Origin of the sequence: Glutamicibacter sp. Je.9.36 (genome assembly GCF_051129975.1) — a bacterium.
In the GTDB taxonomy this organism is placed as follows: domain Bacteria; phylum Actinomycetota; class Actinomycetes; order Actinomycetales; family Micrococcaceae; genus Glutamicibacter.
This window is the reverse complement of record NZ_JBCPSN010000002.1, coordinates 293,598-309,736: the sequence shown is the minus strand read 5'-3', so window position 1 is coordinate 309,736 and position 16,139 is coordinate 293,598. Positions and strand designations below refer to the sequence as shown.

The 16,139-nt window shown below is 60.4% G+C and carries 15 protein-coding genes; 12 read left to right on the top strand and 3 right to left on the bottom strand.

All coding sequences use genetic code 11. The features are described 5' to 3' along the window. The first annotated feature begins 126 nt into the window (after positions 1–126). The 3 genes from hrcA (at position 127) to AAZQ98_RS05785 (ending at position 3,106) form a co-directional block, all read left to right on the top strand. On the top strand, positions 127–1,140 hold the full coding sequence (gene hrcA, locus AAZQ98_RS05795; protein ID WP_434690495.1) for a heat-inducible transcriptional repressor HrcA: 1,014 nt from the start codon (positions 127–129) through the stop codon (positions 1,138–1,140). A 65-nt stretch (positions 1,141–1,205) separates the two neighbouring features. Continuing rightward, positions 1,206–2,330, top strand: a complete 1,125-nt coding sequence (gene dnaJ / locus AAZQ98_RS05790) for a molecular chaperone DnaJ (protein WP_105658331.1) — start codon at positions 1,206–1,208, stop codon at positions 2,328–2,330. Positions 2,331–2,332: 2 nt separating this feature from the next. After that, complete coding sequence (locus tag AAZQ98_RS05785; protein WP_434690492.1) at positions 2,333–3,106, top strand: 16S rRNA (uracil(1498)-N(3))-methyltransferase; 774 nt, start codon at positions 2,333–2,335, stop codon at positions 3,104–3,106. A gap of 331 nt (positions 3,107–3,437) precedes the next feature. Here AAZQ98_RS05785 and AAZQ98_RS05780 read toward each other — a convergent pair whose 3' ends face one another. After that, positions 3,438–4,349 (bottom strand): GerMN domain-containing protein, encoded by a 912-nt coding sequence (locus AAZQ98_RS05780; protein WP_434690490.1) that lies wholly within the window; start codon positions 4,347–4,349, stop codon positions 3,438–3,440. 309 nt (positions 4,350–4,658) lie between these two features. Between AAZQ98_RS05780 and AAZQ98_RS05775 the strand changes: the two genes are divergently transcribed. From AAZQ98_RS05775 to AAZQ98_RS05740, 8 genes are all read left to right on the top strand, one after another. Continuing rightward, positions 4,659–5,687 (top strand): PhoH family protein, encoded by a 1,029-nt coding sequence (locus tag AAZQ98_RS05775; RefSeq protein ID WP_105658334.1) that lies wholly within the window; start codon positions 4,659–4,661, stop codon positions 5,685–5,687. Beyond that, a complete protein-coding gene (gene ybeY, locus AAZQ98_RS05770; RefSeq protein ID WP_434690487.1) occupies positions 5,684–6,157 on the top strand; it encodes an rRNA maturation RNase YbeY in 474 nt (157 codons plus the stop codon). The genes AAZQ98_RS05775 and ybeY overlap by 4 nt, the downstream gene beginning before the upstream one ends. Before the next feature lie 4 nt (positions 6,158–6,161). Next, entirely contained in the window at positions 6,162–7,448 is a 1,287-nt protein-coding gene (locus AAZQ98_RS05765; protein WP_105658336.1) for a hemolysin family protein, read from the top strand. Then, on the top strand, positions 7,441–8,403 hold the full coding sequence (gene era / locus AAZQ98_RS05760; protein WP_105658337.1) for a GTPase Era: 963 nt from the start codon (positions 7,441–7,443) through the stop codon (positions 8,401–8,403). The genes AAZQ98_RS05765 and era overlap by 8 nt, the downstream gene beginning before the upstream one ends. A gap of 477 nt (positions 8,404–8,880) precedes the next feature. Beyond that, positions 8,881–10,620, top strand: a complete 1,740-nt coding sequence (leuA, locus tag AAZQ98_RS05755; protein WP_434690486.1) for a 2-isopropylmalate synthase — start codon at positions 8,881–8,883, stop codon at positions 10,618–10,620. A gap of 141 nt (positions 10,621–10,761) precedes the next feature. After that, positions 10,762–11,343, top strand: coding sequence for a serine O-acetyltransferase (locus AAZQ98_RS05750; protein WP_434690485.1), 582 nt, complete (start codon positions 10,762–10,764; stop codon positions 11,341–11,343). Between the two features lie 49 nt (positions 11,344–11,392). After that, positions 11,393–12,142: a DNA repair protein RecO gene (gene recO, locus AAZQ98_RS05745; protein ID WP_105661281.1), complete on the top strand. Its 750-nt coding sequence runs from the start codon at positions 11,393–11,395 to the stop codon at positions 12,140–12,142. Beyond that, on the top strand, positions 12,139–12,945 hold the full coding sequence (locus AAZQ98_RS05740) for an isoprenyl transferase (RefSeq protein ID WP_434690482.1): 807 nt from the start codon (positions 12,139–12,141) through the stop codon (positions 12,943–12,945). Before recO ends, AAZQ98_RS05740 begins: the two co-directional genes overlap by 4 nt. Here the strand turns inward: AAZQ98_RS05740 and AAZQ98_RS05735 are convergent. Further along, positions 12,942–13,988: an alpha/beta hydrolase gene (locus tag AAZQ98_RS05735; RefSeq protein WP_434690479.1), complete on the bottom strand. Its 1,047-nt coding sequence runs from the start codon at positions 13,986–13,988 to the stop codon at positions 12,942–12,944. The genes AAZQ98_RS05740 and AAZQ98_RS05735 overlap by 4 nt on opposite strands. A 60-nt stretch (positions 13,989–14,048) precedes the next feature. On the opposite strand from AAZQ98_RS05735, the gene AAZQ98_RS05730 reads away from it, so the two are divergent. Continuing rightward, positions 14,049–15,113: a quinone-dependent dihydroorotate dehydrogenase gene (locus tag AAZQ98_RS05730; RefSeq protein ID WP_434690478.1), complete on the top strand. Its 1,065-nt coding sequence runs from the start codon at positions 14,049–14,051 to the stop codon at positions 15,111–15,113. A gap of 404 nt (positions 15,114–15,517) precedes the next feature. Here AAZQ98_RS05730 and AAZQ98_RS05725 read toward each other — a convergent pair whose 3' ends face one another. After that, positions 15,518–16,111, bottom strand: a complete 594-nt coding sequence (locus AAZQ98_RS05725; RefSeq protein ID WP_434690475.1) for a DUF3043 domain-containing protein — start codon at positions 16,109–16,111, stop codon at positions 15,518–15,520. Positions 16,112–16,139: the final 28 nt, after the last annotated feature.

Sequence of the window (16,139 nt, the reverse complement as noted above, 5' to 3'; positions counted from 1 at the left end):
TACTGCCTTTCGCTGTGATCGAATACGCTCGAAATCCAATGCTAGCAACTGCTGAACGTATTAGACTTGGCACTTGACAGGTTAGAGTGCCAAAGCCGGGCACAGGGAATCCAAGGAGGTGCTGTTGTGACAGAGCCGCGACGCCTAGACGTTCTGCGTGCCATCGTGGAGGACTACGTCCAATCCCGTGAGCCAGTGGGCTCCAAAGCGCTCCTGGACCGGCACAACCTCGGTGTCAGCGCCGCGACGATCCGCAATGACATGGCCTTGCTGGAAGAAGAGGGGCTCATTGTCGCTCCGCATACTTCCTCCGGACGCATCCCCACCGAAAAGGGATACCGCCGCTTCGTCGATGAGATCGGCGAGCTCAAGCCGCTGTCGCGGGCTGAACGCGACGCCATCAACAAGATCCTGGACAGCTCCACGGACCTGGACGAGATGCTCAAGAGCACCGTTCGCCTCCTGGCGCGGTTGACCAACCAGGTAGCAATGATCCAGGTGCCGCACTACGACACCGCTTCGTTGAAGAACCTCGATCTGGTCGGCCTGGGCTCGGCCCAGGTGCTGATGGTGATGATCGCTTCCAATGGCACGGTGGATCAGCGCATGATGCCGGTCCAGCGTTCCTACAGCGATGATGAGCTGGATGACCTGAAGCTGTGGCTGCTCAACAATTTCGGGGGAGTGAAGCTTGCCGAACTTGCCGGACGGCTCACCCGCATCGAGCGCAGTTCGACGCAGCAGGCCGACCCCCTGGTGGACCAGGTGATCGGTGCGCTGGAAGAAATGGCCCAGGCGGCCAACGCGCAGCGCATCATCATGGCAGGCACCGCGAACCTCGCCCGCGTGGAAGGGGACTTCCCGCTGAGCATAACCCCGGTGCTCGAGGCGCTCGAGGAGCAGGTAGTGCTGCTCAAGCTCTTCTCCGAGCTGGAAGCCGATTCGCGCGGCGTGGCCGTGGCCATCGGCACCGAGCACCACTACGGGCAGCTGTCGGAAGCCGCCGTGGTCGCCACCACCTACGGCACCGATGTGCGCAACAAGCTCGGGGTCCTGGGCCCCACCCGGATGAACTATCCAACCTCCATGGCCTCGGTTCGTGCGGTGGCACGGTACCTGTCGAAGATTTTGGCTAACTAGCCTCGCTGGGCACCGCCCGGCACAACCGAATTTCAAGATTCTCAGGAAAGGACACGGCGAATAACGTGAGCTCGCATTACGAGACCCTAGGCGTCGCCAAGGACGCGACCCCGCAGGAAATCAAGAGTGCCTACCGCAAGTTGGCGCGTAAGCTGCACCCGGATGTAAACCCTAGCGATGACGCTGCAGAACAGTTCAAGCTGGTCACCCGAGCCTACGAAGTCCTTTCCGACCAGACCAAGCGCTCCAACTACGACGCCACCGGCGATGAGAACGGCAACGGCCACCCGGGCTTCGGCGGTGGCGGCCAGGGCTTTGGCGGCTTCGGCGACATCTTCGAGCAGTTCTTCGGTGGCGGCCAGGCCCAGGGCCCGGCATCACGCACCCAGCCGGGCCGCGACGCGCTGATCACCATCACCATCGACCTGGAAGACGCGGTCAAGGGCACTGTCTACCCGCTGGAAATGGAAACCGCTGTCACCTGCAAGACGTGCAACGGTTCGTGCACGCGCGAAGGCACCAGCCCGGTCACCTGCGACATCTGCCATGGCGCAGGCCAGGTCCAGCGTCCAGTGCGTTCATTCCTGGGCCAGATGATGACCGTGGAAACCTGTGCGGCCTGCCGCGGTTTCGGCACCACCATCCCGGACCCCTGCCTGGAGTGCAACGGCGAAGGCCGGGTGCGCGAGCACGTGTCCAAGTCGCTGAACGTTCCTGCAGGTGTCGACTCCGGCACCCGCATCCAGCTGCGCGGACAGGGCGAAGCCGGCCCGGGCGGCGGGCCTAACGGCAACCTGTTCGTCGAGATCGACGTGCGCCGCCATAAGGTCTTCGAGCGCGCCGGCACCGACCTGCACGCCAAGATGAGCCTTCCAATGACCGCCGCCGCACTGGGTTGCGAGCTGAAGCTGGAAACCTTCGACGGCGGCCAGTCCATCAATGTGGAGCCAGGCGCCCAGGATGGCGACACCGTCACCCTGCCGGGCCTCGGTGTGCCGCGCCTGCGCGGAGGCAAGCGCGGGGACATCATCGTGCACCTGCAGGTGGAGACCCCGACCAAGCTCGACGCTGCCCAGCGCGATCTGCTTGAGCAGCTGGCCAAGCTGCGTGGCGAAGAACTCTCGGCCGGCCGCGTGGAGCACAGCGGCGGCATGTTCTCCCGCCTGCGCGACAAGCTGAACCAGCGCTAGGCATGAGCAACCACAGCTTCGTCATCGACGCCCAGCAGGGCCAGGACGCATCGGTCGGGGACATTCTTGAACTGGATGGCTCCGAAGCGCACCACGCGGTCACCGTTAAACGGGTCTCCGCGGGCGAGCACCTGGACCTGCTGGATGGCAAGGGCCTGCGTCTGACTGTGGAGGTCATCGGCACCGCCAAGGACCTGCTGAGCGTGAAGGTCCTGCGCCGTGCCGAGGAAGCGGTCAGCGATCACCCGGTCACCCTGGTCCAGGCGCTGTCCAAGGGGGATCGCGACCTGCAAGCTGTCGAGTCCGGCGTGGAACTGGGCGTGCTGTCGGTACGCCCCTGGCAGGCCGACCGCTCGATCGTGCGCTGGAACGCGGCCAAGGTCGACAAGGCCATGGCCAAGTGGCGCGCCCAGGTGCGCTCGGCGCAGAAGCAGTCGCGCCGCGCCTATGAGCCGGAGGTGCTGGACCCGCTGGGTTCCAAGGAACTGGCCAAGGCCATCGCGGCCGATACCGCAAATGGCGCACTGGTTCTGGTTCTGCACGAGCAGGCCGCGGACTCGGTGGCCCGGCATGTGCAGTCGTGGCTCGCCGATGCGCGGGCCGGCCAGGAGATCATCATGATCGTCGGGCCAGAAGGAGGCATCTCCGAAACGGAGCTGCAGTCCTTCGTCGATGCCGGCGCCCAACCAGCCCTGCTGGGCCAGCATGTGCTGCGTGCCTCGACCGCAGGCCCCGCGGCCCTGGTCTTGATCCGCCATTTGATCGGCGAAATCTAGGTTCCAGAATTCCGGTTAGCAGGTGAATTGCTCCGCAGATCCCAGCAGGCATGTGCCTGCCAGGATCTGCGGAGCAATTTCGTCTCCGGCCGGCGCAACGGGTTCGAGCCGAGAAAAGGCCTCGGGACGGGGAACGCGAAGCCGCTGCGGGTCAGATCCGCGAATGCGGCAGCCGATCGGATAAGGACGCTGTCCACGGCAACGGCACTGGAAATCCTGCCAGCAGTCCAAGAATGCTCAGCCACCACCAGTTCAGGAGCTGGCCCGGACAACGGGCGCCCAGGTTCATGTCCAGGACTTCCGGCGGGGGCTGGCAGCGCTGGATGCTGCGTTACTCGACGCGGAAGTCGCTGGTGACCTTGCCGACCTGATGGTCCGATCCGGTCTCAACGCCCCAGAAGGTCAGCCGGTATGAGCCGGCACGCAGATCGGTGGTCAGGGTGAATGAACCGTCGGCATTGATCTGCCCGGGGTTGACCTGCTTCTGAGCGGTCATCACCGTGAGCTTGCCGTCGGCGTCCTTGCGCTGCAAGGAGTAGAAGGTGCCGATGTCGAACTGGGTGGTTCGGCCGTTAATCTTGATCGAGCCATCCGCCAAGGTCTTGTTGAACTGCGGATCGATGATCCAGATCGGTGCAATGAACGCCGCATCGCGCTCGTAGACATCCTTGAGCCGGAAACCGTCGAAGACTGTGGCATTTGCCTGGCCGTCAACCAGGATCCGGACTGTGGCGGGAAGCTCGCCCACGACCAGTCCGGCGCTGGCGGCAGCTGCCGTAGCGGTGAAGACCAGTTGCTGGATGGCGCGCTCCGACAGGCCCTGGTCGAGATTGGCGCTGAAGACCTTGGCCGGCAGATCCAAGGTGATGACATTCGCATTATTGATTGAAACGCCGATTTCATCGGTGGGCTTCAAATGGGTGTAGCGTTTCGGCTTCATCGGGTCGGCTGAGAGCAGCGTCCAGATCGCATCGCCGATGGGCTCCTGATGGCGGGTGTCCTCGATGTACTCGCGGTACAGGAACACGCCGGTATCGGTGTTTTCCAGCCAGTAGATGGGCAGGCTAGCCGCGATGCCGACATCCTCGCCAGCGTCGGTGGCGTTCGGCAGGTTCAGCGATTCGGCCACGGCGGTCGATGGCATCTCATAGGAGCTCTCGCGATTCGTCAGACCGCATCCTGCGGCGACGACGAGAGCGGCAGTGATTCCCAAAACGCCGAATCGGCGTGGAATCTTCCGCAAGATCCTTGATTGCACTGCGTACCAATCCGTGGTGATGTTAGCTGTTTTGGCTCCTGGCCGTATTGGAACCGCTCTCAAGCTTGCCATATCAGAAGCGCCTAACTGCAGAAAAATGGCCCAACTTACTAATCCGTAACCAAATCTATATGTTCGCCACTAGCCCCGATTAGCATCATTCAAGACTACTTTCAGGTTCTGCTGCTTACGCTGAGACCTGAATTTTCTCCGGATTGGCCTGCGACTCGATAGAATGGCAAGCAGGACAAATCACGATTACCACCAAGCTCGCAAAGGGGCGCCGCGCACTGCATGCAGGTTGAACAGAATAAGGCGACAGCGGAGAACGGATCCGCATCGCTCACCATCAGTTTCGATACAGCTGAGCTCATGATTGCCACCCTCGGTCCCAATGACGAGCTCTTGCGTATTCTCTCCGGCGCCTACCCGCAGGTGAGCTTCCGCCCCAACGGCCAATCCCTGGCTCTGGTAGGTGAACCGCAGCAAGTCCGCAAGGCCCAGCGCGTCACCGAAGAAGCCCGTTCGCTGGCCACCCGCGGCTCGCGCATGAGCGCCGAAACGATCGAGCAGATCATCAAGATGCTCAGCGCCGGCAATCCGGATGCACCCACCGACGTCCTGGGCCTGAAGATCCTCTCGGGGCGCGGACGTTCCATCCGCCCCAAGACCGTGAACCAGAAGAGCTATGTCGACGCCATAGAGGATTCGACAATTACTTTCGGCATTGGCCCAGCCGGTACCGGAAAGACCTTCCTGGCCATGGCCATGGCCGTCGCCGCCTTGCAGGACAAGCAGGTCAACCGCATCATCCTGACCCGGCCTGCCGTTGAAGCAGGGGAGAAGCTGGGCTTCCTGCCGGGCTCGTTGACCGAGAAGATCGACCCGTACCTGCGTCCGCTCTACGATGCCTTGCACGACATGATCAATCCGGAAACCATTCCGCAATTGCTCGAAGCCGGAACCATTGAGGTCGCTCCGCTGGCCTATATGCGTGGACGCACCCTCAATGACGCCTTCGTGATCCTGGACGAAGCGCAGAACACCACCAGTGAACAGATGAAGATGTTCCTGACCCGCCTGGGATTCGGTTCCAAGATGGTAGTGACGGGGGATGTCACCCAGGTGGATCTGCCCAACAATGCGACCTCCGGGTTGCGCATGGCCAGCGATGTCCTTGAAGGCATCGACGACATCAGCATCTGCCGACTCGACTCTTCGGATGTGGTTCGCCACCGCCTGATTGCCGACATCGTTACTGCTTACGACCGTTGGGATGACACCCGACGCAAAGACCACAACCGGGGACGCCGCAGCAAATGAGCATTGAAGTAAATAACGAAACCGAATACGACGTCGATCTCAAGGATGTCAACGCCTTGGCAGCATCGGTGATGCGGGCAATGTTCCTGCATCCGGAAACCGAAGTATCGATCGTTTTCATCGACGAGGATGCCATGAGCGCCCTGCACGTCGAGTGGATGGACCTCGAAGGCCCCACCGATGTGATGAGCTTCCCGATGGATGAGCTGCGCCCCGGAACTGCCGGTGCGCCGGGGGAGAGCGGCATCCTTGGCGATATCGTCATCTGCCCTGCCGTCGCCGAAGCACAGGCCAAGGCCGGGGGCCACAGCACCCACGATGAAATCCTGTTGCTGACCACCCACGGCCTGCTGCACCTCATGGGTTTCGACCACATGGAGCCAGCAGAAAAGGAAGAGATGTTTGCGCTGCAACGCCAGCTCCTAGAGAGCTACACCGGCCGCCCCGCGCCAAAGGAAACGGTGGAATAACCCCGTGGAAATAATTTTGCTGATTCTCGCCCTTGTTTTCATGGCCTTCTCGGCCGTGCTGACTGCCGCAGACTCAGCCTTCTACGCATTATCCCGGCACGCTGCTGAACGCCTGCGCGCCGAGTCCAATTCCAAATCGCTGTCCGCAATTCTGGATGAAACAGAAACCCACGCCCAGGCAGTGAAGTTCTGGCGGATCTGGTTCGAGACCGCTTCCGCTGTCGCTGTGGCCCTGCTGGTTTCGCAGTGGATCGAGAATGTGTGGCTGATCGGCATGATCTCCACTATTGCGATGGCCGCCCTGGGATTCGTCCTGGTCAGCGTGTCGCCACGTCGCTACGGGCGTTCCAACGCCCAGAACGTCGTGCAGTCCACGGCCACCCTGGTCCGCTTCCTGCGCCTGGTGCTCGGACCCATCACCACGTGGTTGGCATCCATCGCCAAGGCGCTGAGCCCCGGCGGCGTGGATGGAGACGGCTACCTGGGCAAGGAACGACTGCGTGATCTGGTGGATCGCGCCTCCGAAGGCGAAGACCTGGATGAGGAATCGGCCGAACTGATCTCCTCGGTGATCGACTTGGAGGAGACCAGCGTTCGTTCGGTGATGGTGCCGCGCACCGACATGGTGGTGCTGGATGCGGATCATTCCTTCCACAGCGCCATGGACCTGTTCATCGCCTCGGGCTTCTCCCGCATCCCGCTGATCGGCGAGGACACCGATGATATCCAGGGCATCATCTACCTCAAGGACCTGATCCGCGAGATCCACGGCCTGCAGCAGGCCCGGACCCTGGCCGAATTGGCGCGCAAGGTCCGCTTTGTTCCCGAATCGAAGTCGGCAGCAGAGCTGATGCAGGAACTGCAGCAGGAATCCATCCACCTGGCCATCGTCATCGACGAGTACGGAGGCACCGCGGGCCTGGTGACCCTGGAAGACCTGCTTGAGGAAATCGTTGGCGAAATCGATGACGAGTATGATCGTTCGAGGGCCGAATTGATCCAGAACCCTGACGGGTCGATTTTCGCCGTGGCGGCGGCATCAATTGACGATATTGCCGACCACTTCGACATGCACATCGAGGAGGAGGACGTCGACACCGTCGGCGGCCTGCTCTCCAAGGCCTTGGAATCGGTGCCGGTACTCGGTTCCACCGCTGAAGTGCACGGCCTGCGCCTGACCGTGGTAGCCCTCGCGGGCCGCCGCAACCGTATCGGCAAAATCCATGTAGAGCGTCTGGAAACAGATGCATCCGACCATATTGAGAACGACGAGGATTCCTCACATGAGTGAAAACCACAACCTGCTTGCATCCAGCGGATGGCCTGAGGGCTTCCGCTCCGGCTTCACCTCTTTCGTAGGCCGCCCGAATGCCGGCAAGTCCACCCTGACCAATGCGCTGGTGGGCCAGAAGGTGGCCATCACCTCGGCCAAGCCGCAGACTACCCGCCACACCATCCGCGGTATCGTGCACCGCGAGGATGCGCAGTTGATCCTGGTCGATACCCCGGGCCTGCACCGTCCGCGCACCTTGCTCGGCCAGCGCCTGAATGACCTGGTCGCCGACACCCTCTCCGAGGTGGACGCGATCGGCTTCTGCATCCCGGCCAATGAGAAGATCGGCCCGGGCGACCGCTACATCGCCACGCAGCTGGCTCAGCTGCAGCGCAAGCCGATCATCGCCCTGGTCACCAAGGCTGACCTGGTGGACCGTGAACAGCTCGCGCAGCAGCTGGTTGCGGTGGCCGAGATGGGTACCCAGAACTTCGGCGAGAACGGCTTCGCCGCAATCGTTCCGGTCTCGGCTGTCAAGGAATTCCAGGTCGAAGAGGTGGCCAACGTGCTGGCAGAGCACCTGCCAGTGGGCCCGCCGCTGTACCCGGACGGCGAGCTGACCGATGAGCCGGAAGCCAAGATGGTTTCCGAGCTGATCCGCGAAGCCGCCCTGGAAGGCGTGCGCGACGAACTGCCGCACTCGCTGGCCGTCGTCGTCGAAGAGATGGTTCCCCGCGAAGGACGCAGCGAAAGCAATCCCCTGATCGACATCCACGTCTCGCTCTTCGTTGAGCGCTCCAGCCAGAAGGCCATCATCATTGGCCGTGGCGGTTCGCGCCTGCGCGAGGTCGGCACCAACGCCCGCCAGGGCATCGAGAAGCTGCTGGGCACCAAGGTCTACCTGGACCTGCATGTGAAGGTTGCCAAGGATTGGCAGCGCGACCCGAAGCAGCTTGGACGTCTCGGCTTCTAGGCTGCGTACTCCAGCGCTGGAAAATGCGTAGCTCGTCCCTCAAGACCAGACCGGTTTTGGGGGACGAGCTGGTTAACCGGCTGCTTGGCCCGCACTCTGGATCTCCCGGGCCAGCCTTTCCGCGGGAGAAACGCCAGTACGCAGCCCATGGATTCCAGCGCCGATGCTGATCGTCTCCATCCATGGACCTCCCTGGCGCTTAGCTCCATGCGCCCCATTGTTCGCCTGCTTGGGCATCCTGTCCGCCGCCTTGCGCAAGGCGGACGTCCACTATGTGACACGCAAGTGACATAAGTTTCACTTGCCTCCAAAGCGCGGTGCTATGCTCATTTCGTGCATTTCGAGCTTCTACTACTACTTAGCCGCTGCGAGGATCCAAAGGACCGCTAGTGGTCTACAGGCCGACCCCTCGTCGCGGAGTAGCTCTTGTCTGGCCCCACAAACTAAGCACTAATTTTGTCTAGGGGACCCACAGAAATGCAGAACATGCAGAAATCTTCGAACATGCCAATCCACAAGTATGTTCCATTCCAGGACCAGATCGAGGTCAATCTGCCCGATCGCACCTGGCCCGACAAGTACATCACCAAGGCCCCGCGCTGGTGCGCGGTCGACCTGCGAGATGGCAACCAGGCGCTGATCGATCCGATGAGCCCGGAGCGCAAGCACAAGATGTTCGACCTGCTGGTCGAAATGGGCTTCAAGGAAATCGAGGTCGGCTTCCCGTCGGCTTCGCAGACCGACTTCGACTTTGTCCGCCAGCTGATTGAGCGCGGCATTCCCGATGACGTGACCATCCAGGTGCTCACCCAGTCCCGCGAGCACCTGATCGAGCGCACCTACGAAGCGCTGGAAGGCGCCAAGCAGGCCATTGTCCACCTGTACAACTCCACCTCGATCCTGCAGCGCGAAGTCGTCTTCCGCCAGGACGAAGACGGCATCGTGGACATCGCTGTCCAGGGCGCCCGGTTGTGCAAGAAGTACGAAGAGCAGCTGACCGGCACCAAGATCACCTACGAGTACTCTCCAGAGTCCTACACCGGGACCGAGCTGGCCTTCGCCAAGCGCATCTCCGAGGCCGTGGCCGAGGTGCTGGAGGCAACTCCAGAGAACAAGATGATCCTGAACCTGCCGGCCACGGTGGAAATGGCTACCCCGAACGTGTACGCCGACTCCATCGAGTGGATGCACCGCAACCTGGCCAACCGCGACTCGATCATCCTCTCGCTGCACCCGCACAATGACCGCGGCACCGGAGTGGCCGCGGCCGAGCTGGGCTACCTGGCCGGCGCCGACCGCATCGAAGGCTGCCTGTTCGGCAACGGCGAACGCACCGGCAACGTCGACCTGGTGACCTTGGGCATGAACATGTTCGGCCAGGGCATCGACCCGCAGATCGATTTCTCGGACATGGACCACATCCGCCGCACCGTCGAGTACTGCAACCAGCTGCCAGTGGCAGAACGCAGCCCGTACGGCGGAGATCTGGTCTTCACCGCCTTCTCCGGTTCGCACCAGGACGCAATCAAGAAGGGCCTGGAAGCGATGGAGACCAAGGCTTCGGCTGAAGGCAAGGACATCAACGACCTGGTCTGGGCTGTTCCTTACCTGCCGATCGACCCGAAGGACATCGGCCGTTCCTACGAGGCCGTGATCCGCGTGAACTCGCAGTCCGGCAAGGGCGGGGTTGCTTACCTGCTGAAGAACGACTACAACTTGGACCTGCCGCGCCGCGCGCAGATCGAGTTCTCCGGCGTCATCCAGCGCAAGACCGATACCGAAGGCGGCGAGATCTCCTCGCAGCGCATCTGGGACGTCTTCCAGGATGAGTACCTGCCGGTCAGCGAAGATTCGGGCATGAGCCCCTGGGGCTACTACCAGATCGCTTCAGCGACCGCGGCTTCGGCCGAGGACGGAAGCTTCCGCTTGGATACCAAGCTGATCATCGACGGTGTGGCCCACGAGCGCAGCGCCCAGGGCAACGGTCCGGTCTCCGCGCTGGTCAAGCTGCTCAACGATGATGGCGTGGATCTGCGCGTGCTGGACTACTCCGAGCACGCCATGAGCGAAGGTGGCAACGCCCGGGCAGCCGCATTCGTCGAATGCGCCGTGGGCGATCGCATCCTGTGGGGCATTGGCCTGGACACCAATACCAACATTGCAGCACTGAAGGCCGTAGTTTCGGCCGTCAACCGCGCGATCCGCGACAGCAAGTAGGTCTGCGGCACCACCTTGTTGCCAGCTCGACGCCACGGCCAGCCTCACCACGCTGGCCGTGGCGTTTTGCCCTTGCATGTACTGCCAGGGAGGCTGGCAAGCAAGCGTCGACAAGGGAAGGGAAGAGCTTTGCCCCGTTTCATGGATGAAATCCGCGCGGTCATTGCGGGCGATCCGGCAGCACAAGGACTATTGGCCACAGCAACTACTTCAACGGGCTTGCACGCGATCTGGATGCATCGGGTTACTCACCAGCTGTGGCAGCGCAAGACAACCAGGGGTCTGTCGAAAATCATCAGGCTCATTGCCCGATCATTGACGCAAATCGACATCCATCCCTCTGCTGTTATTGGCAGTCCCGTTCTCATCGATCACGGCACTGGTGTCGTTATCGGGCCTAATACGGTAATTGGATCCAGAACATTGATTTACCAGGGGGCCACTATCGCGGCAGCCGGGTCTGCCGGTCCAGCTACAACCGTCATCGGCAGCGACTGCATGATTGGATCCGGTGCCACGGTATTGCGTGGCGTGCAAGTAGGTAGCCGGTGCAATATAAGAGCGAATGCCGTGGTCGCAACTGACCTGCCTGATAACTGCGTCGCTGTCGGTGTTCCCGCTCAATTCAAGTCAAGAGACGCCTTGAACCCCTTTTCCTCGGGCCCGGTAGATGCCGGATTGCTCCTGCAGCTACCGCGCCCAGGGACGAATCGACACCCATAGGAATCGTTGGATTCAGAACTTTGGGAGTTGAAGTGGGAGAATATTGTCCGTGTCCAGATCAGGTTTCGCCTCCAAGAGCTACCACACCCGTGGTTTGGTCTTGCGTACCCACAAGCTGGGAGAAGCCGATCGCATCATCACCCTGCTGACACCCAATGGGATTGTCCGTGCGGTGGCGAAAGGCGTACGCCGGACCTCGTCGAGGATGGGTGCCACGCTGGAACCGTTCATGGAAGTCGACGCGCTTCTGGTGATGGGCCGCAACCTCGATATCGTCTCCCAGGCACAACTTCGAAATCCATACGGCCAATTGCTGGTCATGGATTACCCGAGCTACACGGTGGCCAACGCCATGTCGGAGATCGCTGAAAAACTGCTGGAAACAGAAAGCGATTCAGCCCTCCAGCAGTATCAGCTCTTCCACGGTGCGATCGCCCTGTTATCCAAGCAGCGAGTCGATTCCGGAGCCGTGCTGGACTCCTACATCTTGCGGGCCCTCTCGGTTGCTGGTTGGGCGCCGTCCTTTACCGACTGCGTGCGCTGCGGCAAGCCTGGCCCGCATCAAGCGCTCCACGTCCAGCTTGGCGGGGTCGTCTGCCCAGAATGCCGCCCCTCTGGATCGTTATCGCCGCACCCCGTCACCATTGAATACCTGCAGGCGCTGCTGGAAGGGGACTGGTCCACCGTGGCAGAAGCAGGACCTCGAGCGCGCAAGCAAGCAGCAGATATCGTGGCCAACTACTTGCAGTGGCACCTTGAGCGTGCCGTGAATTCCCTACGTCTTGTGGAGAGAAATTGAAGAAGCTTCCTAAGATCACCGGCCGCCGAGGCCCCGTTGCTCCTTATGCGCATCCGGATCATCCGCAGATGCCCGCCATTCCGCAGGAACTCATCCCTGAACACGTAGCTATCGTCATGGATGGCAATGGACGTTGGGCGAACCAGCGGGGATTGCCTCGTACCGAGGGGCACCGTGCAGGCGAAGCAGCTTTGCTTGATGTGGTGGCCGGAGCCGTGGAGCTGGGCGTCAAGTACGTCTCTGTCTACGCGTTCTCAACCGAGAACTGGAAGCGCAGCCCTGAGGAAGTGCGCTTCCTGATGGGCTTCTCACGTGATGTTCTGCGCCGCCAACGCGATACGTTGAACTCATGGGGCGTCCGCATACGCTGGTCGGGTCGAGAACCCAAGCTCTGGAAATCGGTTATCAATGAACTCAAGGAAGCCGAAGAACTCACCAAAGACAACCTGGGTTGCCAGCTGACCATGTGCGTGAACTACGGCGGGCGCGCAGAACTAGGCGACGCTGTCAGCTCGATTGCCCAGGATGTTGCAGCCGGCAGGCTTCGCGCTAGCTCGGTTGGTGAAAAGACTATCGCCAAATACCTGCATGCTCCGGAACTGCCTGATGTGGATCTTTTCCTCCGAACCAGTGGCGAGCAACGCACAAGCAACTTCCTGCTGTGGCAGTCGGCATACGCAGAGATGGTCTTCCTCGACCAGCTTTGGCCGGATGTCGACCGGCGAACGCTGTTTACCGCCGTAGAAGAATATGCCAAACGCGATCGCCGTTACGGCGGAGCTATCGACAAGCCACAGGCCTAGGACGTTTTCAGCGCTGTTCCCACCAATCGCAACCAGAGACTTAGGTCTCGATATGCTGCGGATCTGGCGGGCTCAGCGGAGGTGAACACATCGTGCATTGCGCCAGGAATTTCGGACAAGGTAACGAAACTGCCTAGTTTCAACGCCCGCAAGCGCGTTTGCTGAACGTCGAGTACCGAATCGCAGTGCTGCATGTCAGGGGAGTAGCTCGTGCCGATATGGGTGCGATCCGAGGTGAGGACGAAGATCGGCTGTTGAAGTTTCAGCCCCTTCGCAACTAGGGCATGGCCATCAAATATCGTTTTCAGCCATCCCGCGGTGTTCGGAAAAGCGATCCGTGGTCGCCATAGCCGATGAACGTCCCACTGGCCATGGCTATCAGTACTTAGCGATTGCCAGTAATGATCGAATTCTGGTCCGTTGAGCTTCCTGCGCGGATTCGTGCGAGTGATCGCTTCCATAAGGCCGTGAAAAGGAATGCGCAGGAACGCCGTTCCCTGAAACTCAAGCCATGGAGCATTCAGGACCAGAGCTTTAATGCCCGGGGCTTGGCGCGCAAGCCACAAGCTGAGGATCAAGCCGCCCGTCGAGTGCCCTTGGGCAACCACCGGTAATTGAGGATGCTCATTACGCAGCAGTTCCAAGCTCGCATTGAGCTCCTCATCGAAGTCCGCCAAGTCATCGACATAACCCGGCAAAGCGTGTTCGGCTCTCAGACTGCGTCCATGCCTGCGCAGATCAAGTGCGTAGAAATGGTATCCATGGTGATGCCAGAAAGCTGCCAGATCGCGATTGTAAAAATAATCGCTCCAGCCATGCACGCTCAGAACAATTCCTTGGGCTCGTCGTCCGAGCCGATTCCTGAATCCAGCCGGGCAATAGCGGACCAAGGTCGCGACGGCCGGTCCTTCTGCATCGATGCCGAAATCCAAGGTTTGGTGCTCAAAATCAGGCCCGAGGGGATCTTCAACCCATTGCCCCGGCCTAGTTGAAGACATAAAGTCTGGCCAACTGCTGCTTTCTGGAACAACGAAGTGCTTCATATCTTGAATACTACCCATCTCAAGTTGTCTGTTTCGTGTTCTTCACGGGAAAATGGTTCCATGCGCATATACCCACTGGTCTTCAAGCACGTGTTCACCAAGATGGATCCTGAGCAGGCTCACCATTTTGCATTCAACGCGATCAAGACTGCGCAACGCGCAGGGCTCACTAAGGCAGCTCGCAAGTTCTTCGCTCCGGCACCCAAGCTGAAGCGCACCGTTATGGGCATCGACTTCCCGTCCCCATTCGGATTGGCTGCTGGCTTCGACAAGGGCGCCACCGGAATCCTGGCGTTGAGCGACATCGGTTTCGGCCATGTTGAAATCGGAACCGTCACCGGACAGGCCCAGTCCGGCAACCCGCAACCGCGGCTCTTCCGCTTGGTCGAGGACCGCGCGGTAATCAACCGGATGGGCTTCAACAACGAAGGCGCCGAAACTGTCGCTGCCCGTGTCGCCAGTTCTCGCCTAGAGCTCAAGGCTGGTTACGCTGGAACCCGCCCGGTCATCGGCGTGAATATCGGCAAGACCAAGGTCGTAGAGCTGGAAGACGCGGTAGGGGATTACCTCGCGTCCACCCGCCAGCTGGCGATCCACGCAGATTACCTGGTCGTCAATGTTTCGAGCCCCAACACCCCTGGTCTGCGCCTGCTCCAGAGCGTTGACTCTCTTCGTCCGCTGCTTTCGGAAGTCGGCCAGTTGGCTGACAAGGTTGCCGGCCGCCATATTCCGTTGCTGGTCAAAATTGCTCCCGATCTTAGCGATGAGGATGTCGCTGACGTTGCACGCTTGGCCATGGAACTTGAACTCGACGGCATTATTGCCACCAATACGACCATCGGTCGCGAGAACTTGACCAGCGATGCGTCCAAGGTTGAAGAGATTGGCGCCGGCGGGCTATCTGGCGCTCCGCTCAAGCAGCGGTCACTTGAAGTTCTTCGCCAGCTGCGCTCACTCGTTCCGGCCGAAATGGCTCTGATCGCCGTCGGCGGCGTGGAAAATGCCGAGGATGTGAAGGAACGTCTGGACGCAGGCGCGGACCTGGTACAGGGTTACACCGCATTCCTCTACGAGGGTCCGTTCTGGGCACGTTCGATCAATAAGGACCTGGAGCGCATGCTCTAGTTCTTTGGAGTGGAATTTCCCAAATGCTCCGGAATGGCTCCGATTCGCAAAGAATCGGAGCCATTTCGCGTTAACTCGGCCCATCTCCTGCGTACGTTCTGCCTGCAACAGCTTCGAACGCAACTTGGATCAGGAGACTAGGCAAGGTCAGCTGCGCTAGGGGAGAAAGTGGCAATAACGGTTGCCGACCGGGATGAATCCTTGTATCGGAGCCAACAAGGCCGCATGCTGCGAGCACGGACAGTGATTGGCAGAAATGCGTCGCGGCAACGATATTCCAATCGCCGAATTTGCTTCATCTTGTACTTGGATCCACAAACTTTGAACATTGTTATTCAATTAAGCAATTAACTAGAAAGGGGCAAGCTCAGCGAGCTTGCCCCTTTGCGGTCTAGCGGTATCGACTAGTCGATATTTGCGCCGCGCTTGACCTGTGGCTTTGGCAGGCGCAATTTGCGGAACTGCATTCCACGCATTGCCGCGTACATGCGTACGCCCTTTTCCATGTGGCCGAACTTGGCGACCAGGCGCTTCTTCAAGAGCATGGTCGTCACAATTGCTTCGATGATGATCAGTGCGATAACAACCCAGAGGGCCGCCTGCACAAACATCTGGATCTGCAGGTTGCGCTGGAACACCAGCGAGACAACCAAGAAGGCCAGGATGATGAACATCATGAACTCGCCGAACATCCAGCGAGAGTCAATGAAGTTACGGGTGTAGCGCTTCTGCTCACCCTTGTCGCGTGGCATCAGGTAGCGTTCATCGCCAGTTTCGTTGGCTATGCGCAAACGATTCTGCGCTTCAACACGCTGTTGACGCTGGGCTTCCTTAGCGGCCTTGCGATCGGTAGGAACCAACGGGCGCTGACGGTTCGCCTGCTGCGCATTGCGCTTGGGCGTTGGACCAGTCTTGCGGCCGTCGGTTGTTTCCGGGGCCTGCTGGGCAGACTCCACATTTACGGGGGATTGAGGTTCATCCTTCTTACGTCCAAACACCCCTCTATTCTAGCCGGAAATAGTTATC